Annotated in this window: 20 protein-coding genes; 8 read left to right on the top strand and 12 right to left on the bottom strand. The window is 45.8% G+C overall.

Annotated features, from left to right (window positions below; all coding sequences use genetic code 11):
• Nucleotides 1-361: 361 nt before the first annotated feature.
• The 4 genes from rplU to folA all read left to right on the top strand — a co-directional run bounded on the left by rplU (nucleotide 362) and on the right by folA (nucleotide 2,979).
• Nucleotides 362-673, top strand: a complete 312-nt coding sequence (gene rplU, locus JV36_RS0106895; protein ID WP_032095642.1) for a 50S ribosomal protein L21 — start codon at nucleotides 362-364, stop codon at nucleotides 671-673.
• A 15-nt stretch (nucleotides 674-688) separates the two neighbouring features.
• Nucleotides 689-946 (top strand): 50S ribosomal protein L27, encoded by a 258-nt coding sequence (gene rpmA / locus JV36_RS0106890; RefSeq protein ID WP_032095643.1) that lies wholly within the window; start codon nucleotides 689-691, stop codon nucleotides 944-946.
• A gap of 248 nt (nucleotides 947-1,194) precedes the next feature.
• Nucleotides 1,195-2,364 (top strand): Obg family GTPase CgtA, encoded by a 1,170-nt coding sequence (cgtA, locus tag JV36_RS0106885; protein ID WP_032095644.1) that lies wholly within the window; start codon nucleotides 1,195-1,197, stop codon nucleotides 2,362-2,364.
• Between the two features lie 105 nt (nucleotides 2,365-2,469).
• Nucleotides 2,470-2,979 carry a type 3 dihydrofolate reductase gene (folA, locus tag JV36_RS0106880; protein ID WP_235207791.1) on the top strand — a complete coding sequence of 170 codons (510 nt, stop codon included), beginning with the start codon at nucleotides 2,470-2,472 and terminating at the stop codon, nucleotides 2,977-2,979.
• 134 nt (nucleotides 2,980-3,113) lie between these two features.
• On the opposite strand, the gene rpoS is transcribed toward folA, so the two are convergent.
• The 10 genes from rpoS to JV36_RS0106830 all read right to left on the bottom strand — a co-directional run bounded on the left by rpoS (nucleotide 3,114) and on the right by JV36_RS0106830 (nucleotide 12,501).
• Nucleotides 3,114-4,106, bottom strand: coding sequence for an RNA polymerase sigma factor RpoS (gene rpoS, locus JV36_RS0106875; protein WP_032095646.1), 993 nt, complete (start codon nucleotides 4,104-4,106; stop codon nucleotides 3,114-3,116).
• Nucleotides 4,107-4,183: 77 nt separating this feature from the next.
• On the bottom strand, nucleotides 4,184-5,050 hold the full coding sequence (locus tag JV36_RS0106870) for a peptidoglycan DD-metalloendopeptidase family protein (protein WP_052010127.1): 867 nt from the start codon (nucleotides 5,048-5,050) through the stop codon (nucleotides 4,184-4,186).
• Between the two features lies 1 nt (nucleotide 5,051).
• Nucleotides 5,052-5,630, bottom strand: coding sequence for a YqaA family protein (locus tag JV36_RS0106865; protein ID WP_032095647.1), 579 nt, complete (start codon nucleotides 5,628-5,630; stop codon nucleotides 5,052-5,054).
• Nucleotides 5,627-6,262 carry a protein-L-isoaspartate(D-aspartate) O-methyltransferase gene (locus JV36_RS0106860; RefSeq protein WP_032095648.1) on the bottom strand — a complete coding sequence of 212 codons (636 nt, stop codon included), beginning with the start codon at nucleotides 6,260-6,262 and terminating at the stop codon, nucleotides 5,627-5,629. Before JV36_RS0106860 ends, JV36_RS0106865 begins: the two co-directional genes overlap by 4 nt.
• Before the next feature lie 93 nt (nucleotides 6,263-6,355).
• Nucleotides 6,356-7,426: a tRNA pseudouridine(13) synthase TruD gene (gene truD, locus JV36_RS0106855; RefSeq protein WP_032095649.1), complete on the bottom strand. Its 1,071-nt coding sequence runs from the start codon at nucleotides 7,424-7,426 to the stop codon at nucleotides 6,356-6,358.
• A complete protein-coding gene (gene ispF / locus JV36_RS0106850) occupies nucleotides 7,423-7,896 on the bottom strand; it encodes a 2-C-methyl-D-erythritol 2,4-cyclodiphosphate synthase (protein ID WP_032095650.1) in 474 nt (157 codons plus the stop codon). The genes truD and ispF overlap by 4 nt, the downstream gene beginning before the upstream one ends.
• On the bottom strand, nucleotides 7,887-8,633 hold the full coding sequence (gene ispD, locus JV36_RS0106845; RefSeq protein WP_032095748.1) for a 2-C-methyl-D-erythritol 4-phosphate cytidylyltransferase: 747 nt from the start codon (nucleotides 8,631-8,633) through the stop codon (nucleotides 7,887-7,889). The genes ispF and ispD overlap by 10 nt, the downstream gene beginning before the upstream one ends.
• Nucleotides 8,634-8,638: 5 nt before the next feature.
• Nucleotides 8,639-8,929 carry a cell division protein FtsB gene (gene ftsB / locus JV36_RS0106840; RefSeq protein WP_032095651.1) on the bottom strand — a complete coding sequence of 97 codons (291 nt, stop codon included), beginning with the start codon at nucleotides 8,927-8,929 and terminating at the stop codon, nucleotides 8,639-8,641.
• Between the two features lie 94 nt (nucleotides 8,930-9,023).
• Nucleotides 9,024-10,739 (bottom strand): TIGR03545 family protein, encoded by a 1,716-nt coding sequence (locus JV36_RS0106835; RefSeq protein ID WP_032095652.1) that lies wholly within the window; start codon nucleotides 10,737-10,739, stop codon nucleotides 9,024-9,026.
• A 142-nt stretch (nucleotides 10,740-10,881) separates the two neighbouring features.
• A complete protein-coding gene (locus JV36_RS0106830; protein ID WP_032095653.1) occupies nucleotides 10,882-12,501 on the bottom strand; it encodes a methyl-accepting chemotaxis protein in 1,620 nt (539 codons plus the stop codon).
• A 458-nt stretch (nucleotides 12,502-12,959) separates the two neighbouring features.
• Here JV36_RS0106830 and putA point away from each other — a divergent pair, with 458 nt between their 5' ends.
• Nucleotides 12,960-16,757, top strand: a complete 3,798-nt coding sequence (gene putA, locus JV36_RS0106825; RefSeq protein ID WP_032095654.1) for a bifunctional proline dehydrogenase/L-glutamate gamma-semialdehyde dehydrogenase PutA — start codon at nucleotides 12,960-12,962, stop codon at nucleotides 16,755-16,757.
• 114 nt (nucleotides 16,758-16,871) lie between these two features.
• On the opposite strand, the gene JV36_RS0106820 is transcribed toward putA, so the two are convergent.
• Nucleotides 16,872-17,474 (bottom strand): TIGR04211 family SH3 domain-containing protein, encoded by a 603-nt coding sequence (locus tag JV36_RS0106820; protein WP_032095655.1) that lies wholly within the window; start codon nucleotides 17,472-17,474, stop codon nucleotides 16,872-16,874.
• A gap of 293 nt (nucleotides 17,475-17,767) precedes the next feature.
• On the opposite strand from JV36_RS0106820, the gene JV36_RS0106815 reads away from it, so the two are divergent.
• Both JV36_RS0106815 and JV36_RS0106810 read left to right on the top strand, forming a co-directional pair.
• Nucleotides 17,768-19,273, top strand: coding sequence for a CYTH domain-containing protein (locus JV36_RS0106815; protein WP_032095656.1), 1,506 nt, complete (start codon nucleotides 17,768-17,770; stop codon nucleotides 19,271-19,273).
• Between the two features lie 75 nt (nucleotides 19,274-19,348).
• Nucleotides 19,349-20,431 (top strand): helix-turn-helix domain-containing protein, encoded by a 1,083-nt coding sequence (locus JV36_RS0106810; protein WP_032095657.1) that lies wholly within the window; start codon nucleotides 19,349-19,351, stop codon nucleotides 20,429-20,431.
• 44 nt (nucleotides 20,432-20,475) lie between these two features.
• Here JV36_RS0106810 and mutH read toward each other — a convergent pair whose 3' ends face one another.
• Nucleotides 20,476-21,153 (bottom strand): DNA mismatch repair endonuclease MutH, encoded by a 678-nt coding sequence (gene mutH / locus JV36_RS0106805; RefSeq protein WP_032095658.1) that lies wholly within the window; start codon nucleotides 21,151-21,153, stop codon nucleotides 20,476-20,478.
• 114 nt (nucleotides 21,154-21,267) lie between these two features.
• On the opposite strand from mutH, the gene rppH reads away from it, so the two are divergent.
• A complete protein-coding gene (rppH, locus tag JV36_RS0106800; protein ID WP_032095659.1) occupies nucleotides 21,268-21,810 on the top strand; it encodes an RNA pyrophosphohydrolase in 543 nt (180 codons plus the stop codon).

Below are 21,810 nucleotides of genomic sequence, written 5' to 3'. Positions count from 1 at the left end.
GGCTGCTCATAGGGATCGCGTGCGATCGATATTGAGATCCTATAGCGGGTGAAGGTGCTGTCTTAGCGCGATCGTAGAAGCAAAAACTAACGAAGCTAAATTGATCGCCAGAGCCTTCAGGTGGCAAATTTGCGATAAAACTCGGTTTAAAAACAGCGCCATGTCATATTTTTTTCATTTTTTATCCATATTTATGTGATTGTAAGCTGCATCAAATGGGCAATTGAGGCATAATCCAACCCATGTTGGAAAAATAATCATTTTTTCTACGAATCGGGCTTGTGATTTACAGATGTTTCACGTAGAATTTGCGCCCTGTTTTTTGAATTGAAGCGTCAGTGGACGCAGAGCGGAGTTAACTATGTACGCGGTTTTCCAAAGTGGCGGTAAACAACACCGTGTGGCCGAAGGCCAAACCGTTCGTCTTGAAAAAATCGAAGTAGCCCCAGGCGAAACGGTTGAATTTGACAAAGTTTTAATGGTAAGCAACGGTGACGACGTAAAAATCGGCACACCAAACGTTGCTGGTGGTAAGGTGACTGCAGAGGTGGTAACACACGGTCGTGGCGATAAAGTAACTATCGTTAAGTTCCGTCGTCGTAAGCACTCTCGCAAGCAAGCTGGTCACCGTCAGTGGTTCACGGAAGTGAAAATCACTGGTATCAACGCATAAGAGGAGCACGAACACATGGCACACAAAAAAGCTGGTGGTAGTACCAAAAACGGTCGTGATTCAGAGAGTAAACGCCTAGGTGTTAAGCGCTTTGGTGGTGAATCTGTTCTTGCTGGTAACATCATTGTTCGTCAACGTGGTACTCGTTTCCACGCTGGTGACAACATGGGTATCGGTAAAGACCACACGTTGTTTGCACTTAAAGACGGTAAAGTTCAGTTCGATGTTAAAGGACCGAAGAACCGTAAGTTTGTAAGCATCATCGGCGAGTAAGCATTACGCTAACTAGCCAAGAAAGCTTTCAAAAACCCCGCGTTTGCGGGGTTTTTTGTTTTATGAGACCTGATATTGATGCAGCCCCTTTTGCCTATGTGCATATAGCGGTATTTACATTCAATATACAGGCGACATTTGTTTTTATATCCTTGAGTTTGCTACTACGCGAAAGTGCGTATTGTAGTGTAAACTTAGGGTTCTTAGTGTTAAGCAATAACCCAAGGCAACATTGCCCGGAGTGATAAATGAAATTTGTAGATGAAGCTGAAATTCGTGTTGAAGCCGGAGATGGCGGAAACGGCGTAATTGGCTTTAGAAGGGAAAAATACGTACCTAAAGGCGGACCAGATGGTGGCGACGGTGGTGACGGCGGCAGCGTTTTCTTAGTTGCTGATGAAAACCTAAATACATTGATCGACTATCGTTTCGAGCGATTTCATCGTGCCGAGCGCGGCAAAAACGGTCAAGGTTCCGATTGTATCGGAAGAAAAGGCCAAGATCTCAATGTAAGTGTTCCAGTAGGAACGCGCGCTACCGATGTAGACACTGGTGAAATGCTTGGTGATCTTACCCGTCATGGTCAGCAGCTTAAGGTGGCCCAGGGCGGTTTTCACGGTCTTGGTAACGCGCGCTTCAAAAGCAGTACTAACCGTGCACCACGCCATAAAACAAACGGTACACCTGGTGAAATTCGCAACCTAAAGCTAGAGCTTATGCTGCTTGCAGACGTAGGTTTATTAGGCATGCCAAATGCGGGCAAATCCACGTTTATTCGCTCAGTGTCTGCGGCTAAACCAAAAGTAGCCGATTACCCGTTTACCACCTTGGTGCCTAACCTTGGTGTGGTTCGTCAAGACGCTCAGCGTAGCTTCGTTGTTGCAGACATTCCCGGTCTAATAGAAGGCGCTGCGGAAGGTGCTGGTTTAGGTATTCAGTTCTTAAAGCACTTAGAACGCTGCCGCATTTTATTGCACGTGGTAGATATATTCCCGGTTGATGAAACTGACCCTGCAGAAAATGCCCGAGCTATTGTTCAAGAGCTAGAAAAATACAGCCCTAAATTAGCCAACAAGCCGCGCTGGCTAGTGTTTAATAAGGTCGACTTGCTACTTGAGGAAGAAGCCGCTGAAATTTGTCAGAAGGTGGTAGACTCGCTAGAGTGGGAAGGCCCGGTATATCAAATATCAGCGTTCCAAAAGCTTAACCTCGATCCGTTATGTAGAGATGTGATGAACTTTATTGAAACCCTTCCTGCCGAAGTTGAGGAAGAAGGTGACAAGAAAGACGTCGAGTTTAAGTGGGATACGTATCACCGTAATACCCTTGAAGCCCATGATGATTTGGTCGATGACTTAGACGACGATGAAGACTGGGACGAAGACGATTACGATGTAGACGTGGAATACCGTCGTTAATACGAAGGTCAACACGCCCTTATAGTTGAAAGCGCAAAAGCACGATGATTGTCGTGCTTTTTTGTACATATCATTTAGTAACCGTATGCTTGTAGTGAGATATTGATGAAAATAGCAATGATTGCCGCAATGGCAGAGAACCGTATTATCGGCGCTGATAACGACATGCCGTGGCATTTGCCTGCAGATTTAAAGCATTTTAAGTCTGTAACCTTGGGCAAGGCGGTCATCATGGGCAGAAAAACTTATGAGTCTATAGGGCGCGCGTTACCTGGCAGACCGAATATTGTAATGACCAGCAACAAAGAATATACGCTGGCAGACGCCACAGTGGTGCACACCCAAGCTGAAGCCTTAGAAGCTGCAGAAGCGCAGTCTGCCGATAATATCGATGAGGTTATGATTATCGGGGGGGGAACTATATATGATGCATTTTTACCTGAAGCCACCACGCTGTATTTAACTTTTATCGACTTACAGGTAAGCGGTGACACTCAGTTCCCTGACTTTCACGCTAAAGGAAGCTGGATAGAAACACAAAGAGAGTCACACAAGAGCGATGAAAAGAATAAGCACGCTTATACCTTTGTTACCTTTCAGCGTGACATTAAGTAGTTTGTCATTGGTGGGCAAATTCCGAGCGAGTTCGCCGCTATAAAAAAAATGCCGAGTTCATTTTAAAATGAGCTCGGCATTTTACTATCATCTTATTTTTACGTGCTAGCTCCCAATTGAGTACTAGCTTGTGTTTATTTCATTTGATCAAATAAGCTCTCAAGAGACAGCCCTTGATGGCTAAGCATGTCACGCAATCTACGTAATGCTTCTACTTGTATCTGACGTACACGCTCTCGTGTAAGCCCTATTTCGGCACCAACATCCTCTAATGTCGAGGGCTCATAGCCTAATAGGCCAAAGCGTCGTGCAAGTACTTCTCGTTGCTTCGGATTTAGCTCTTCAAGCCAGGTAACAATGTTGCCTTTAATATCGTTATCCTGAAGTGTCTCTTCAGGGCTGAACTCTTTTTCATCAGCAATAATATCAAGAAGCGCTTTATCACTTTCACCGCCAATGGGGGTGTCTACCGATGTAATTCGCTCGTTCAAACGCAGCATTTTAGTCACGTCTTCAACAGGCTTGTCTAGTGCCAGCGCTATTTCTTCTGCGGTTGGCTCATGATCAAGTTTCTGCGAGAGTTCTCTTGATGCCCGTAGATAAACATTTAACTCTTTAACAACATGGATGGGGAGGCGAATAGTTCGCGTCTGATTCATAATAGCGCGTTCGATAGTTTGTCTTATCCACCACGTAGCATACGTGGAGAATCGAAAACCTCGTTCGGGATCAAATTTTTCGACAGCGCGGATTAGGCCTAAATTACCTTCTTCAATAAGATCGAGAAGGGCAAGGCCGCGGTTGTTATATCTTCGTGCAATTTTCACCACTAGGCGAAGATTACTGACAATCATTCGTTTGCGGGAGGCTTCACAGCCTTTCAGTGAACGGCGGGCAAAGTATACTTCTTCCTCTGCGGTAAGCAGTGGTGAGAAGCCTATTTCACCTAAATACAGTTGTGTTGCGTCTAAATTTTTCGGTTGCTCGCTTTTGTTAAAAACGGTGTCATTATTTTCAGCATCAGTATCGTTTGATACTGTTTCATCTTCTTTAGCTTCTTCTGGTACTTCAATGACGTTTAAGTCATCTTGAGATTTTGATTCTAAGGCTTTATTTGACTTACCCATGGTGAATCTCCTGCTTAAAGGTTTACCTTATGACGTTTCTCCTTTGTCTCTTATTATTATTATTTATTTTTTTTATTTTATTTTTTTGGCAGGTATCTCAATGGGTTTAAAGACTTCCCGCGATACCTAACTTCAAAATGAAGTTTTACCGAATCAGTGCCGCTACTACCCATTGTGGCTATTTTTTGACCAGCATACACCCATTCTCGCTCTTTTACCAAAATGGTCTCGTTGTATGCGTATGCGCTTAGAAATGTGTCGGTATGCTTTATTATAACTAGCCTACCGTACCCTCTAAGTGCGTTACCCGAGTAGACGACTTTACCGCTTGCAGCCGCGACGACCTTGCTACCTCGTGCACCAGCTACATCAATTCCTTTATTTCCAGATTCCGCCTTACTGAAAGTACCGACAAGCTTACCTTCTGCTGGCCAAATCCATTTTTCCACTTTGTCTGGAAATGTCTTTGGCGCTGTTTTTTTGACAATGCCTGTCGACTTCTTGACGTTAGTGTTTTTTTGTGCTTTAACATCCTGTTCACCTTCAACATACGCCTGCGGTTTCGACTGGTCAATCACTCTTTTGGCTATAGGAGGGGAGGTCGGATCTGTAGACCGAGTGGTCTTGATATTAGAACGCTTGGAGGGCGAGGGTTTGCTAACAGGCGCTTTTAGTCGTAATTTTTGGCCCGGGAATATGGTGTAAGGCTTTGAAATATTGTTGAATTTTGCAATATCTTGGTAGTCGTTTCCAGTAAACCAGGCTACGGCAAAGAGGGTGTCTCCTGGCCGCACTTCATACGTGCTAGCGGTATACTCTTCACTACCACTTTCTACTTGGCTATTGAGCAATACTACGGGGGCAGGGGTAGATCTTCCCGCACACCCAATGATTAATGTTAATAAAGTGTAAATAAATAGGTGGCGGAAAAAAGTGGCTTTCATTCTATAGCAAAATTAAATACGCAATAACGGCGATAACAACGACTGCCCAGCCAAGAAATTCGACATACTGCCTGAGCTTTTGTTCCATTGGGGCGCCTCCCCATCGCATCAGCCCTGCGACTAAGAAAAAGCGTGCGCCTCGCCCAACGGCAGAAGCAAGGACAAAAGGTAAAAATGCCATCTGCAGAAAGCCTGCACTAACAGTAAAAATTTTATAGGGAATAGGTGAAAAGCCAGCTAAGAAGACTATCCATACACCGTAGGTTTCAAACCATCCCGTGGCGGTGTCTATTTTGTGTGTATAACCCCATTTTTCGATAAGCGGCGCCAACCACGCTTCAAAGGCATAGTATCCTAGCCAGTAACCCGCTATTCCGCCAATAATTGAAGCCATGGTGGTAATAAGGGCAAATCGCCACGCTTTATGAGGTTGCGACATTGCCATGGGCGCAAGCATAACGTCAGGAGGTATAGGAAAGAACACAGATTCAGAAAAACTTAGGCCACCGAGGTATTTAGATGCGTGCTTGTGTTTAGCCCATCGCAAGGCCATGTCGTAGCATGGCTCAAAAATTTTCACATTAGGTCTCCTGCAACCAAGGGTACAAATCGAACAGATTCTATTGTTGTGGTTTGCAGTTCACCATCAACGCGGTCGATACAAAGAAGCGATTGCTGTTCGTTTCCAACAGGTATAATTAGCCTGCCGCCTTCTTTCAGTTGATCACACAATGATTGAGGTAGGCTAGCGGCAGCCGCAGTAACAATAATAGCATCGTACAAACCCTTAGATTCCCAACCTTTCCAGCCGTCGCCATGTTTCATAGCGATGTTGTGTAGGTCGAGTTGATTCATGCGACGCTTGGCATGAAATTGCAAAGACTTGATGCGCTCCACGCTAAACACATGATTAAAAAGCTGTGCCAAAATCGCGGTTTGATAGCCCGAACCAGTGCCAATTTCCAGAACACGTTCTGGCTTGTTTGGGCTTTCTAACAGAAGTTCGGTCATTTTCGCTACAATGTAAGGCTGCGAAATGGTTTGCCCCTGACCGATGGGAAGGGCCGTGTTTTGATATGCTTTATGTTGCAAAGCGTCTGGAAGAAACGCTTCCCTCGGCGTGCCAGCAATAGCATTTAACACAGCTTGTGAACGTATTCCTTCGTTATAAAGCAGCTGTGCTAATGCGTCTCCTTTTCTAGAAGCTCTCATGATGTTGCGTACTTTCCTATATTGTTAGTTTTCGCCACGCTAGTGATGATGCATCACACGACGGTCGCATTGCGACAGGGGCAAACGCTTATTTTATACTCGGTTAATAGGAGACAGCGTTTCTACACATTCACGCAAAACCGATGTTGCAAAACACCCGCTAGGCAAACCGAATGAAATAGTAAACGAATCGCCTTTACTCTGCCATGTTAAGTCTGAAGGCCAAATTTTGATGGCACGTCTTTCTTGTTCAAACCCACATTCGCTTAGAAAATCGGTTACTTCTGGGTGAGCTGCCGCTACGGTATTTTCAATATTTGCTGCATCCTCTTCAGTGGCAAGTTTGCCTTTACCCCATAGTGGGGCTGAGGGGCATACATCCTTTGCAACGTAACGAGATTGGCTTTGTTCTCTATCGTCACGGTTGATAAAAAAGCTATTCGAGCCTGATAAAACAAGCGCGTCACCAGCAAGGGCAGTATCAAACACATTATGCTCTAGTCGCTGAGAAAGCACTTCATTAAATAGCCAGCTGCGAAGTGCAGACAACGCCATAGAGCGCTTGTTTCTATGACGTATGGTTTCGCCGTTAATCATGCGTTCGGCCATCACCAAGTTGCCGCCGCGCTGTACTTCACCCATGTCGTTTAAGCGCATGACGCCAAAACGCTGCTCACCGTAATAGTTAGGTACGCCATGTGTTGCAATTTCTTCGAGACGCTCTGTAATGGCTTCAGGGTGCACTACTTGTCTAAGAGTAATGGTAAAGTGATTGCCCTTTAATTGGCCCGTACGCAGCTTCTTATTGTGTCGAGACTGCTTTATCACTCTTACCCCTTCCAGATCCCAATCGCTAAAATCAAAATCTTCTACACCCGGTGCGTGTATGCCAAACCACTGCTGCGTGACGGCGTATTTGTCTTTGCGACCTGCGTAGCTTATTTGTCTAAGCGGTAGCTCGACAAACTTGGCCAGTTGCTCAGCAACAAAAGCAGTATTGGTGTTAGTCTTTTCGATAAAGATGAACTGATGTTCGCCCTCACCGCATGGCTCGTAGCCTAAGTCTTCAACGACTTGAAAATCATCTGCCTGAAACTTAAAAATGCCGGTAGAGACGGGTTTGGCAAAATAATACTGCCAGTGTTCGGTATCTAATGGTTTCATGCTTTTTGTAATAACACCACGGCGTGTGATGCAATCCCTTCTTTTCTGCCTGTATATCCAAGCTTTTCTGTGGTGGTGGCCTTAACGTTAATATCGTCAATATCAACATTACAGTCTTCTGCAATCAGTGCACGCATTTCATCAATGTGTGGTGCCATCTTTGGCGTTTGCGCAACAATGGTCATGTCGGCATTAGACACCAGATAGCCTTTATCTCGCGCTACACTTACAACGTGTCTCAGCAGCACTCTGCTGTCTGCCCCAGCATAGTCATCATCGGTATCTGGAAAGTGCTTTCCAATATCGCCAAGTGCGGCAGCGCCCAATATGGCATCGCACAGCGCGTGGAGTAATACGTCTCCGTCGGAATGTGCAACTAGCCCCTGAGTGTGCTCTATACTAACGCCACCAATGGTGATGGGGCCTTCGCCACCAAATTTGTGTACGTCAAATCCGTGTCCTATTCGCATGCAAAAGGTGCCTTTAATTTTTGATGTAGATAGAATTCTGCTAATGGTAGGTCAGCCGGGTGCGTTATCTTAATATTTGCCGGGCTGCCATTGACCATACCCACTTTGTATCCCGCATACTCCATGGCCGAAGCCTCGTCTGTAATCTCAACGCCGTCGGATAAACCTTTTTTCAATGCGTTAAGCAGAAGGGGTGCTGGAAATAGCTGTGGTGTTAAAGCATGCCACAAATTGGCTCTGCTTTCAGTGTGAGACACCACGCTAAGTGAAGAGTTAGCAGGGCTAGTGGAGCATTCCTGATTTGAAACTGCTCTTTTCATTGTATCTCGCACCGGCGTAGCAAGTATGCCGCCAGTCACGGTACTGTCGTTTATCACGTTAAGCAGCGCAGAAATATCGTCTTGTGACACACAGGGACGGGCTGCATCGTGAACGAGGGCCCACTCATCATCGTGTAATGCTTTAATGCCGTTTAGCACGCTGCCTGCTCGTTCCTTGCCGCCTTTCACAACACTCACCCGCTCATTGCTGGTTAGTTTAAGTGTAGGAAGGTAAGTGTCATCAGGGCTAACAGCAAGTACAACGCGGTCAATGTCACAGTGAGCTAATAATGCATCAAGGGTGTGCTCTAATATGGTTTTGCCCGCAATGGTAAGGTACTGTTTTGGGCGGTCGGCTTGCATTCTGCTGCCAACGCCCGCAGCCGGAATAACCGCGATAACACGGGGCTTTGTCATTCTATTCATTTCGTGTCTGCAGGCAGAATTCGGTAAAAGGTTTCTCCCTGTTTAATTAGGCCAAGCTCATTTCTGGCGCGCTCTTCTATTGCTTCTAAGCCAATCTTTAAATCGTTAATATCAGCGTTTAACAGTGCGTTTCGTTGAGAGAGGTTGGCATTTTGAAGAGCCTGTGTTTTAACTTCCGCCTTGCGACTGTAATAATCAGGAATACTGTTTTTACCGAACCAAAGTCGGTACTGCAGAAGTCCAAAAAATAATAACAGCACGATGGGAAGCCATTTACCTTTTAACACACGTTCACCTGACAGTTAATTGAGCGCAAGAAAACGCAGGTCTTCGCCTGCGTTTTCTTATTATGCCGCTTAGCAGCGTCGAGTCAAAGACGCTTTACTCATCTTGCCCAAATTTGCCTTTTAATTTGTCGAATAATTTGTTTTTTTGCTGCTCAACAACGTTGTTCAACTTAGACTTAAGAAGTTCTTCTATCGCCGCGCTATCACCTTGAGCAGCGCTAAGCATGCTGCTTACATCGCCCAGCTCGCCGCTTATCAGCGACTGTTCATTGCCTATCATGGCGTTGAGCTTTTGATTTAACTCATCCAACTTATCTTGCTGTGACGCGGTAAGCTCAGATAGGGCCATGTTAGCGAGTTGACTGTCTAAGTCAGATTTAATTTTAAAGTCTGGATTTGACAATGTGCCCTCAAGAAACATGTCCATGTTAAGACTAGACAGCGATTGCAGAGCCTTGGCGATAACCTTTGTGGTGTCGCTCTCGCCAGTTGCTTGCATAACAAGTTGTTGTAAATCAACGGTTCCTGAACCAGTCAGCTTGTTATCTGTAATTTGCATGGAACCCGCGGTCTTCATTAATGCTGAAGTTAGCACTGCAGAAAGCGACTCATTGCCAGACAGCGGTATGTTGGCCATGTTTACGCCGGCAAGAGACCATTGTTGACTCGCGTCTACACCCTCACCATCAATGTAAAACTCACCGCTTGAGGTAAATGATTTCAATAACTCGCCAGCGGCCTCAATAGTAAAGGTGGTTGGGTTACCGAACACATCGTGTACGTTGGTAATGTTATTCCATTTACTTGTAATGGATTCTTCTTGCCACAGTACCGATACATTCGCTTCTTTTACCAATATGGATGGAATATCCGCGGGCGCTTCGCTTTTTTCTTCACCTTGAATAAGCGGCATAACAATTTGCATGGCAGCCATTAAGTACTCGGTGTACTCAGCGGCTTTATCACCAAATACAAAGTAGGTAACTTGAGACAATGCTTCTTGGTCGCCTGCAATCACCCCTTTCAGTAAGGCATAATCTTCTTGCGGTGCATTTTTTAGTGCGCTAGCGGTTTCGCTAAGGACGCTTTTCGCTTTCGAGGCTTTTTCGGTAAAGTCGGAAATAAGAGCCCGATCTGCCTGCATTTCTGCCTTCAATTTGTCGAAAGCTGACTTTGCTTGAACAAGGGCCTGTGGATCTTTGTAGTCGGTTTCTTGTAGCTGAGCGATTTGGGTTTTGTAGTAATCAATTCGCGATTTGTCAGGCAACGACGCGTAATCATTCTTTAATGCTTCACCGTAGGTGTCGTAAGCGGCCCGAGCATTTTCCACAGCTGCAGCTGTTTTTAATGGGTTGCGCTCAAGAAGTTCATCTACCGACGGCACTGCATCTTGTGCTTTTGCTTTCATTTCATCAAATGACAGAGAGCGCTCAGGAACGCGATATACTTCACCAGGGGAAGCACGTTCAGTGTCAAATTGAACATTGAGTAAATTGAGGTTGTTAACAATGACTTGGTCGCTTAGCAAAGGGGCTAGCTCAACATCGGCATTGGCGTCGCCTACGAATACTTGATTGCGAGCGGGCTTAGTAGGATTGGTAAGGGCGATACCTTTAAGAGAAACAGTGGTTGGAAATAGCGAATGATCGAAGCTGTCGATATTCACCTCGGCACCATAAGATTCACCAAGTTTTGATTCTAATACTGCTTTTATAATGGTGTTGGCGAACAAAAAGTACACCGCAATAATAACCACAAAAAAAACAGCAATCCATTTCAATACTGATTTGCCCTTGCTACTGCTACTCATATTCCACTCCTTGATAACACTACGCTGACGAAGAAAAAGCTTCGTTCAGTTAGTGTAAAGCACTACCTATCACACTTCCATATATAAGTGCTCATATCAACTGTGCGATTTAGGTAGGCTTTACGTTATCGAAAAGCAAAAATTACAGTTTAAATCGGTTGGCTATTTCCATTATTGCCAAACAGCTGGCACGTAAAGATTGGCTCGATGCCGCCAGTTCGTCGGCTGTGCGAAGACTACTGTCCGCAGCCCCCGATAACGCGTTTATTCGCATGTTCGCTTCGTTTGCTGCTTCGGCTTGTTGTTCGGTAGCGCGGGCAATCTCACTACTCATATCTGCAATATCCGTCATTAATCGGTCTGCTTCTTTTAGACTTTGATTGGCTTGTGTGGCCCTTTCTACGGTTTTTGATGATGCCGACTGACTGACCGTTACGGCGTTTACCGCACTTTTCGCATGGTGCTGCAATTTCTCAATCATGGTTTGAATTTCATCGGTACTTTGCCCAGTTCTGCTTGCTAGCGTACGAACTTCATCGGCCACAACAGCAAAGCCTCTGCCTTGTTCGCCGGCTCTAGCCGCTTCAATCGCAGCGTTAAGTGCCAATAAGTTGGTTTGATCAGCGATGCCTCTAATAACATCAAGCACAGCACCAATGTTCTCGGTTTGGGCTGCAAGTTCAGTCACTACAGTCGACACACTTTCGATATCGGCGGTGAGGGAGCGAATATCATCAACAGTACTTTCCACCACCGAGGCGCCGTGCTGCACATTACTTCTAGCGCTACTCGTGCTTTTTTCAGCGGAGTCTGTGTTTGAGCTTACATCGTTAATTTGGGTAGTCATTTCTTCCATAGCAGCAGCCACTTGCATCATATTTTCGTTTTGCGTTTGGGCTTGTTGATTACTGCTATCACTGGAGTTTTGCACGAGCTCAGCTTGCTCATTAAGCAGTGAAATATTGTCGCGAATTCCAATTAGCGACTGGCGCATTTTATCAGTGTACTGATTAAAATAACGAGCAAGGCGCGTGACCTCGTCTTGACCACTCTCAGGCAGCATGCGGGTTAAATCTCCCTCGCCTTGAGAGATGTCTTTCATACGTTCGGTAATTTCCTGCACCGGTTTGGCAATGCTACCGCCTATGATGTACACCAAGGCCACCACCAAAATCACGCTTACCATACAAAACACGATCATGAGGTTTCGCATATGGGCGTATTCTTCATTTAAGTGTGTGAGGTAAATACCTGACCCAATCGTCCAGCCCCAAGGCTTGAATTCCTTCACATACGAAATCTTTTCTGTGGGCGCATCTTCACCAGGGAGAGGCCAAACGTAATCGACAAAACCATCGCCTTGTGCTTTTACACTGTTAGCCATATCAACAAAAAATGCTTTGCCGTTACCGTCTTTAAAAGTGCGAAGGTCTCGTCCGTCTAATTGTGGTTTTAACGGGTGCATCACCATGGTGGGCGTGGAGTCTTGGATCCAAAAGTAATTGCCGCCGTCATACCTTAGCCCTTTCACCGCAGCGAGGGCTTTTTCTTTGGCTACCGTCTCATCGGTTTCCATTGCGGCAAAGGTATTAAGCATGGTGTGCACAACTTCAACCAAGTGCTTATTCTCATCGTAGGATTTTTGTTTTAGGGCATCGTAATGCTTCGTTAAAATAATGCCGGTTAAAACAATGAATAAAAGTGCAATAAGGGCAACGATCATTCCAAGCCGCTGAAATAAACTAAAGTTTCTTAACCACATAATACCTATACCATTTCTACGTTATTTTTTGGCGTTTGCTATCACAGTATTCACGGCGTCCCGTCTGCCTTGCGATGATTGTGTTATCCGGTGTGTTTAACACCTGATAAATAAGTGTAGTCGCTTTTTTTGAGACTATTAATATTTGTAATTAAATTGAAACTGAAACGTTAATGGTGGGTCTTTTTGAGCTAAGACGTTGAGTGGCAAATATGCTGCGATAGTTTGTATTAAAGTTAGCGTAAACAGGGCGTTGTGCCGCTTTTTTATGTGCTATTATCCGCCGAAATTGGTTGTCACCTTGATCTTCATCGCACAGTGTGAAGTTTAAACACCATATAGGCTAAAAAGTGAAGTATCGACTTCACTTGTTTTCTCGCGTTTTCCATGTAACCGTAGGTGATATTTTACGGCGGAAACGCTTTTCTTGTTACAGCTATTTCTACGAAAGGGTTGCAATGCTCATAAACGATACACTCCATACAACTTCGCCACTACGCCAGCGTATCAGAGACTACTACCGCATCAGCGAGTCGGTAGCAGTCGACCAAATACTACCTATTGCAGAGGTTAATCCTCGCGCGAGAAGTAGGGCGTGGGAAAGAGCAAGAAAGATGGTGCTACAAATCCGCCGCGAACAGCAGGGGCACGGCGGTGTAGACGCACTGTTAAACGAATATTCGCTCTCCACCTCAGAAGGTGTGGTGTTAATGTGTTTGGCCGAAGCGCTATTGCGTGTGCCAGATAGAGACACACAAGATGAGCTTATTCGTGACAAACTGTCCAAAGGGCAGTGGACACCGCATTTAGGGAACTCAGATTCTCTATTTGTTAACGCATCTGCATGGGGATTATTGTTCACAGGTAATATGGTGAACTACGCAGATAAGCGTAAGACCGAACAATTCGGCTTATTGAAGAAAACGCTGGGCCGTTTAGGCGAGCCGGTAATTCGTCGCGCAATGAACATTGCGATGCGCGTAATGGGTCGTCAGTTTGTTATGGGCGAAACCATTGAAGATGCAGTAGAAAGAGCGAAAGAGAAAGAAACGAAAGGCTACGTATATTCATACGACATGCTTGGCGAAGCAGCCCGCACAATGGGCGATTCAGACGGCTATTACGACGCGTATGTCAAGGCAATAAAAGTCATCGGAAAAGCCGCAAAGGGCAGAGGCCCGAAACGTTCACCTGGCATTTCAGTTAAGTTATCTGCTATTCACCCTCGCTTTGAATTTTCTCACCGCGAACGTGCAATGGAAGAAATTCCTCCGCGTTTGAAAGCATTGTGTTTAATGGCAAAAGAACACGACATTGGCCTTACTGTAGATGCCGAAGAAGCAGACCGCCTAGAACTGTCACTGGATATCATTGAAGCCGTCTTCCGCGATGAAGATTTAAACGGCTGGACAGGGTTTGGTTTGGCCGTACAGGCTTATCAAAAGCGCGCAATTCACGTTATTGAACATTTACGAGAGCTTACCCTTGAAGTGGGTCGTCCATTAATGGTGCGCTTAGTAAAAGGCGCGTACTGGGACACAGAAATTAAAATGACACAGCAGGCGGGCTTAGAAGAGTTCCCTGTGTTTACACGTAAGTCATCAACAGACGTGTCTTATCATGCCTGTGCCAACCGCCTACTAGAGTATCGCGAAACCTTGTACCCTCAGTTTGCAACGCACAACGCCTACACTGCGTCTGTGATTATAGAACTGGCAGGGGACGACAAAGAAGGGTTTGAATTCCAGTGTCTTCACGGCATGGGCGATACCTTGTACGACCAAGTTGTGAAAGAAGATAAAATACAGTGCCGTGTTTACGCTCCAGTCGGTGAACATGAAGACTTGTTGGCATACCTAGTGCGCAGACTTCTAGAAAACGGCGCTAATTCATCCTTTGTAAATGCAATTGTCGACGATGAAAAACCGGTGGAAACGCTGTTAGAAGACCCGGTTGAAAAAACACAGCGATTAAAAGTGCGCTACAACAAACTCATCAAAACGCCTCGTGGTCTATACGCCCCAGAGCGCGACAACTCGCGTGGTTTGGATTTAACAGATACCAACGCCGTCACCGCACTTAAGCATGAGCTAGAGCGCTGGAAAGATTATTACAAAGTAACTGACGGTGTGCCTGAGGGCGCCACAGCGGTAGTAAGTCCAGCAGATAAAAACGATATCGTGGGCTATCACTATTACGCTAAGCCTGACGACATGGTTAAAGCCCTTGATGCCACCAACGCTGGGTTTGACGCATGGTCGAAAAAAGACGTTAGCGAGCGTGCAGAAATACTAGATAGAACTGCCGATGCCTTAGAGCGTCATATGGCGGAACTCATCGCTATTTGTATGCGCGAAGCGGGTAAGGTTGCCCAAGACAGCATTGATGAAGTGCGAGAAGCGGTAGATTTTTGTCGCTATTACGCGGTAAGAGGCAGAGAGCTTGCCGAAGATCAGCGTTTAGTGCCTCGTGGTGTTGTACTGTGTATTAGCCCGTGGAACTTCCCTCTGGCCATCTTCTTAGGCCAAGTTGCTGCTGCACTGGTAACCGGTAACACGGTTATTGCTAAGCCGGCCGAGCAAACCAGTATGGTTGCTAAGCGTGCTGTAGATATCATGCACTCTGTAGGTCTACCGGAAGACGCTCTTAAGCTTATCATCTCGCCAGGAAAAGAAGTGGGTGACACCCTGCTTCCTGATGAGCGAGTGAAAGCGGTGATGTTTACTGGGTCTACTCAGACCGGTACATTAATTTCGCAAATGCTTGCCGAACGTGGTGGTGAGCAGGTGCCGCTGATTGCCGAAACCGGCGGTCAGAACTGCATGATTGTAGATTCAACTGCACTGCCAGAGCAAGTGGTTGATGACGTTATTCATTCGGGCTTCCAGAGTGCGGGTCAACGCTGTTCAGCACTTCGCGTGTTATTTGTACAAGAAGATATTGCTGATGAGCTAACTGAAATGTTAGTGGGCGCAATGAAAGAGCTTACCGTTGGTGAGCCAACTCAGCTGTCTACCGACGTAGGCCCAGTTATTGATGAAAAAGCGCTGAAGAGTCTTACCGATCACGCGTCGTATATGGAAGGCAAAGCTAAAATTCTGCATCGTAACGACATTCCAGCAGGAGTTGAAAACGGAACGTATTTCGCGCCAACGCTTTACGAAATTGATAATATCGACGTGCTTGAAAAAGAAGTATTTGGCCCTGTGGTACATATGGTGCGCTTCAAGTCTAAAAACTTAGATAACGTACTAGAGCAAATCAACGGCACTGGCTACGGACTCACCATGGGTATTCACTCGCGTATTGAAGAGCGTGCCCATGAACTTGCTGCGAAGAGCCGTGCGGGTAACGTTTATATTAACCGCAATATGATTGGAGCCATTGTTGGCGTACAGCCTTTCGGTGGTCGCGGTCTGTCAGGTACGGGTCCAAAAGCAGGTGGACCAAACTATTTGCCCCGTCTACTTATGGAGCGTGCAACACCTAAACCATCGCATATCGACGATGTTGACGGTACCGATGAAGCTCTTGTGGGCGATGAGCAAATTGCAGAGCGTGCTCACGTGATGATGGACAAAGCGAAAGCGGTGGAAATTCAGTGGCGTCATACTGCACTAAACGACCGTATTTCTATGGTTCGCCAGCTGTTAGCCAAAATTGCTAAAGTAGATATTGTTGATGACTTAGCTGACGATTTGAACAGAACGTTAGCAACAGCACGTCAACAGTTAACCAGCATCGAACGCAAGTTAGCTAAGCCGCAGGAGTTACCGGGGCCAACGGGCGAGTCGAATAGACTATACCTGGAGCCGCGCGGAATTCTTGTCTGTTTCGCCGATAAAGAAGTGACCTTTGAGTACTGGTTACTGTCTATCGTTACGGCATTATCAACAGGTAACCCTGTTGTGTCAGTAGTGTCTAAAATCTTCTATGAAGAAGCCGTAGAGATTCAGAACAAGTTTGAAGCCACTGGCGCGCCTAAAGGGCTTTTCCAGGTGGCACGTCTTGCACACTTAGACACGCTACTGATGGACGAAGACTTATCGGGTGTGGTTGTTGACTCAAGCACAGAGCGTACAGCTCGTATCACTGCAATGCTCTCTTCAAGAGAAGGGGCAATCTTGCCGGTAATCAGTGCGGAGTATAACGATAACCTTATTCAGCGCTTGGTAACGGAAAAAGCTATTAGTATCGATACTACAGCGTCAGGTGGTAATACATCGTTAATGACAATGGTAGAAGATGACGAGTAATCATTAATCTACAGCATGTTATGTGCACATACTAAAGAGACAAAAAAGCCAGCGTAAGCTGGCTTTTTTATGTCATAAAGCGTGATATCAGATAATACCGGTCCGCATAGATAACTACATCCATTCACTACTGCGACGTTTTCGCTTGGGGAAGTAGGTGAGTAGTACGCCTAATAAAATACCGCCACCAGCAACAAAGCCGCCTCGCGTGAACCACATGACCAACTCATCTTTGTTGGCACTTTCTACCTTGTCGGCCAAGTTAACAATTTCACTAGCCTGAGCTTCATTCTCTGTAGAGAGTTGAGAAATTTGCTGGCGAGCATCGTTTAACTGCTGGCGAAGGCGCGCATTGTCCGATTGAGATGCTTGCAGTTCAGCCTGGTTCTCAGCCAATTGCTCGCTGATAATAGGTAGTTTTTCTGCTCGCGACATTGTATTTGATACAAACTTGCTTTCTACCCATCCCTCGCGACCATCGTCGTCGGTAATTTCAGTAAATTCAGCATCGCTATCTGTTGATACTACCGTTATTGGTGTCCCTGCCTCTATTGAGCCAAGAATACGGTAATTTCTGCTCGGTCCCGTATGCATAAAAATGAACAAATCATCTTTGATGTAGTGAGATGATGATGCTTCCAATTCAGGGGTATCTTGCAGCGCTAAGGCTTGAAAAGAACACGTGAAGAGGGCTACGGCTAACCACTTTCGAATCATATGAAGTCCAATTGCTCGTTTAAATCCTAAAGATGGTATTGGTTGACTGACATAAAGGCAAGTTTGTTCATGCATTGAGTGTTGAATACCGCCTGCAAATATTGCCAAAAAGTAGTGACAAGGGTAAGGTGTTGTATCTTCAGATGTACCTGCATACCTGTATTTTCAAACGCATAACGTTTCCATGTAGCGTGGTTTTTTAAAAGTAGAGCCACTGATAATGGAAACCAGAGATTTCCAAAAATAAGCCAAACTTGAAATAACATGACCGAAAAAGTGACCGATAAAAAACAATGTCCGAAATAGAATTGAAATTTGTAACCGGTGCACATGCGCACCACCAGTTTTCTGAGCGCGTACTCCCGCTTTTTGACAAGCATCAGGTCACGGTAATCTCGCACAAAGAAATGCGATTGGAAAACGACTACTACGACACTGAGAAATTTGATTTTCAGCAAAAGAAAATGGGATTTCGCGTACGAGGAAACAACGGTCGCTACGAACAAACCCTAAAAACTAACGGCGTAGTGAGTGGAGGGCTTCATACCCGCTCGGAATATAACGTCGACTTGCAAAACCCGAAGCCAGATTTAAGTCTGTTTGATGCCTCGGTTTGGCCGCAAAACTGGGATGTTGCTAGCAAGAATGCCAGTCTTTCACGCCAGTTTAGTACGCACTTCACTCGCCATGCCTATGAAGTTGAGGTTGATGGCAGCAGGGTAGAGGTTGTGCTCGATTGCGGTGAGGCAATGACTGACAAAAACAGCTCTCCCATTAACGAGATAGAGTTGGAATTGCTCGATGGTGATGTGGACAGCCTTTTCACGCTAGCGCTATTGATAAACAGTAATATGGAAGTGCGGCTAAGCGATGTGTCTAAGGCCGCTCAGGGGTATCAGTTGCTGCATGGATTCAATGCGAAAATTCGACCATTACCCGATTTTCTTGCGCTAGAAGATGCAACTTCCACCGAAGACGCGTTCTGTCTTGCTGTACAAATAGCCCTATCACATTGGCAACATCACGAACATGTGTTTTGCGAAAGCGGCTCTATTAAGATGCTGGCTGAGGTAGCGAAAAGCATTCACTTATTACTGCAAAGCGTATCGCTGTATTTGCCAATATTGCAATGCCCAGAACTGCTAGCCCTGCACAAAAAGCTTATTGCTTATGCGCAACAATGGAGCTGGCAGGACGACCTGCAAAGCCTTCGTTACTTGCTATCTAAAAAAAGTCTGTTCAGCAAAACCCTAAGTAAACATCCTGCCATTGTGAGTTATTTACATGGGCGAAAAACAGGCCTAATGCATGCCCATCAGCCAAAGCAACTTTTCTTCGATAACGATGCTACCGATATTAAAATTGAAGCTATTCGTTTGGTGCAGCAAAAGCCTTGGCAGGGACGCTCTACCGGTTACGACCATAGAGTACTAGATCACGCTAAAGGGTGGTTATCTCAAGGGTGGCAGACTGTTCAGCAAAGCATGCCGCTAAATAAAACCATGGGGCCGGCCAATTATTCCGCGGTGGAAGTCATGCTTCGTCAAACCCTGTGGAGTGGTTTCTTACTTGGCGACTTATTTGTAGAAGAGCGGGGCAATTTCAGAGCGCCGTGGCTTGATTTACTCACTGGTATTGACGAGTTAAACGCCTTATTAATGTTACATAAATCTATCGATGATGCCGATGTTGAGTCTCAGGATGAGTTGCGTAAATGGACGGCGCAGAAACTGACTACGCTTATCATTATTATGGAGCGTACGCGAAAAGTAGCAATGCAACGAGACGTGTATTGGTAATGCGTGCATTAGTAAGCTCTCTGTGTGCAATCCACAGATCTTTTTTTCTTTAATTCACACGGATAGGTGATAGTGATGACTTTTTCGATTCAAGATTATTGTGTACTTTTGCTGCTGGTTATTTACCTGCTAAGCCTGGGCTTATTTTTACGCCAGCAAAGGCAAAATAAGGGCGCCGGATGGCTGTTGGCAGCGCTATTGTGCTGGCCGCTATTTATGACCGATGAATGGTTAAGGATAAGCGGGCTCAACGAGCTTGCTGTGCTGTATGGTTTGTCTGATATTTTCGCCGTTATTGCTATTACGTGTTGTTATCGAGCTATAAAGCCAATGCTGTACCTTCAACCTTCTGCAAAAAAACGGCTGTGGTTGCCTGCGGGTATTACTGCACTACTTCAGGTAGCGGCATTACTCATACCCGCAACAGAAAAACAAAGGTGGTTGATGGCATCACCCATTGGCGACCCGTTAGTGTTATGGCCAGCGTATGCGGCACCATTAGTAGCAGGCTTTAGCGTGTTGTTAATTGGGATATTGATTACTGAACATATGCAAACCTACCACCGACACCTACCTGAGCAAGCGGTGGATATTGGCGAATTTAAAGTAACAGGTCTTGCCAGCGTGATGGGCATTACGGTGGGCATTGCTTTCATGAGTATTTTACTGGTAACTGCAGCCACCTTTGGCTTTTTTCAGCTTGCGGCGTGGGAGAGTTATTACCATCTCATGTTGGGAGCGGCACTGCTATCGATATTGGTGTCGTTACTGTTTGCTCGCAATACGTCGCCATCCCCGTTCGACCATGAGCGTTTGGACGAGGGAAAGGCAACGCCTTACGAAATGAGCAGTATAATCTCTAAGGCTGAACGTCATACTATCGACAGCAAAGCCTATAAGGCTAGGCGGCTCACTATCGCTCGTTTTTGTGCGGAGGCGGGGTTAGATGCAACGACTCTTGCGATTGCGTTACGGGTGTCTGATAAAAAAAGCTTTAGACGGTTTATTTATCATTTTCGCTTAGAGTACGCCAAGAAGGTGTTATTGCGAACCGATACCAAGGTAGCAGCAGTAGCGAAACGCTTAGGTTTGAATTCAGAAAAGTTCTTAAGCGATTACTTAGTTAAACATCTAACCAAAAACGGCAGCGGACAATAAGGGGCGCGGTAGGCGCTGTCCTATTAACGGCGTAAATTGGCCTTCTAGTACCCAAACGCCGAAGCAAGAATGTGGTGAGTGAAGGTTTTGCGTAAATAAAACCCCCGCGGTCGAGTTTTAATTTTCTCTCCCTCTACTCCTCTGGCCTCGGTGAGTACGCTACCATTCGCTGCCTTTGGGCGTATATGCAGTGCCGTGCCTTGCTTTGACGTTATCGATTCCACATGCCCGGTGACTATTTTTTCTGTTAACTCTTCCCAGTCTTGCCTAAGTATCTCGTCTTCTTTTTCGCTAGGTCGCCAATAAAACCCCGTGGCGACCCGTCTATCTGCAAGAGGGATTCGTCTGTCTCCTTCGATAGGAAGCCACAAAACTTGCTGCAATTTGTTGCGCACATTACAGGTTTCCCACGTGATGCCCGGCTGCATTAGTAAAGGAGCAAAGCACACGTACGTGGTTTCAAGAGGCGCAAAGGCGGCATCAATGGGAATGGTTTTTAGCTCAATGCCAAGCTCTGGAAAATCCTGCTGCGGTTTAGAGCCTGCACTTGCCCCTAGCCATTTCTCTATCAGCATTCCTGGCCAGCCTTTATGGCGCTGAAGATTGGCTGGAATAGCGACATTTGCCATGCGAGCAAGTTCACCTAAGGTAAGACCCGCTATAGCCTGACATCGAGTGAGTAATTCGTCGGGAGTGTTAGGCGGCGACTTAGGAGGCAGCATTGTTATCAGAAATTCCTTGGTTGAGCTGAGTCATTGAATATTAACACTATGATTGGAGCATAGTTTGTGGAAGAATGAAAACATATTACCAGTATTGCGTACCCGGGAGTCTATGTGATAGATGCCGATGGATTCCGTGCGAATGTGGGTATAGTGATTTGCAACAAAATGGGTCAAATATTTTGGGCAAGACGTTATGGCCAACATTCATGGCAGTTCCCTCAAGGCGGAATTGATGAAGGGGAAACTGCCGAGCAAGCCATGTTCCGCGAGCTGCACGAAGAAGTAGGATTAACGTCTAAAGACGTGACTATTTTAAGTGTTACCCGTAATTGGCTTAGATATAAGCTGCCAAAGCGATTAATTCGACAAGGTAGTAATCCTGTTTGTATAGGACAAAAACAAAAATGGTTTTTACTGCAACTCGATTGTCAGGATCGTGATGTAAACGTATTAAAGACTGGTCACCCAGAATTTGATGACTGGAGGTGGGTAAGTTATTGGTACCCCATAAGAAATGTTGTGTCGTTCAAGCGTGATGTATATCGCAGAGTAATGAAGGAGTTTTCTCCTGTTGTTATGTCTGCACAACAGCGTGCTCCCCAGCGTCCGGGCAACGTCTCGACTAAACGCGGCAAGAAACGAAGACGTGGATAA

It is taken from the genome of Alteromonas sp. LOR, from assembly GCF_000753865.1.
GTDB lineage: Bacteria > Pseudomonadota > Gammaproteobacteria > Enterobacterales > Alteromonadaceae > Alteromonas.
This window is presented reverse-complemented; position numbering and strand designations above follow the sequence as displayed.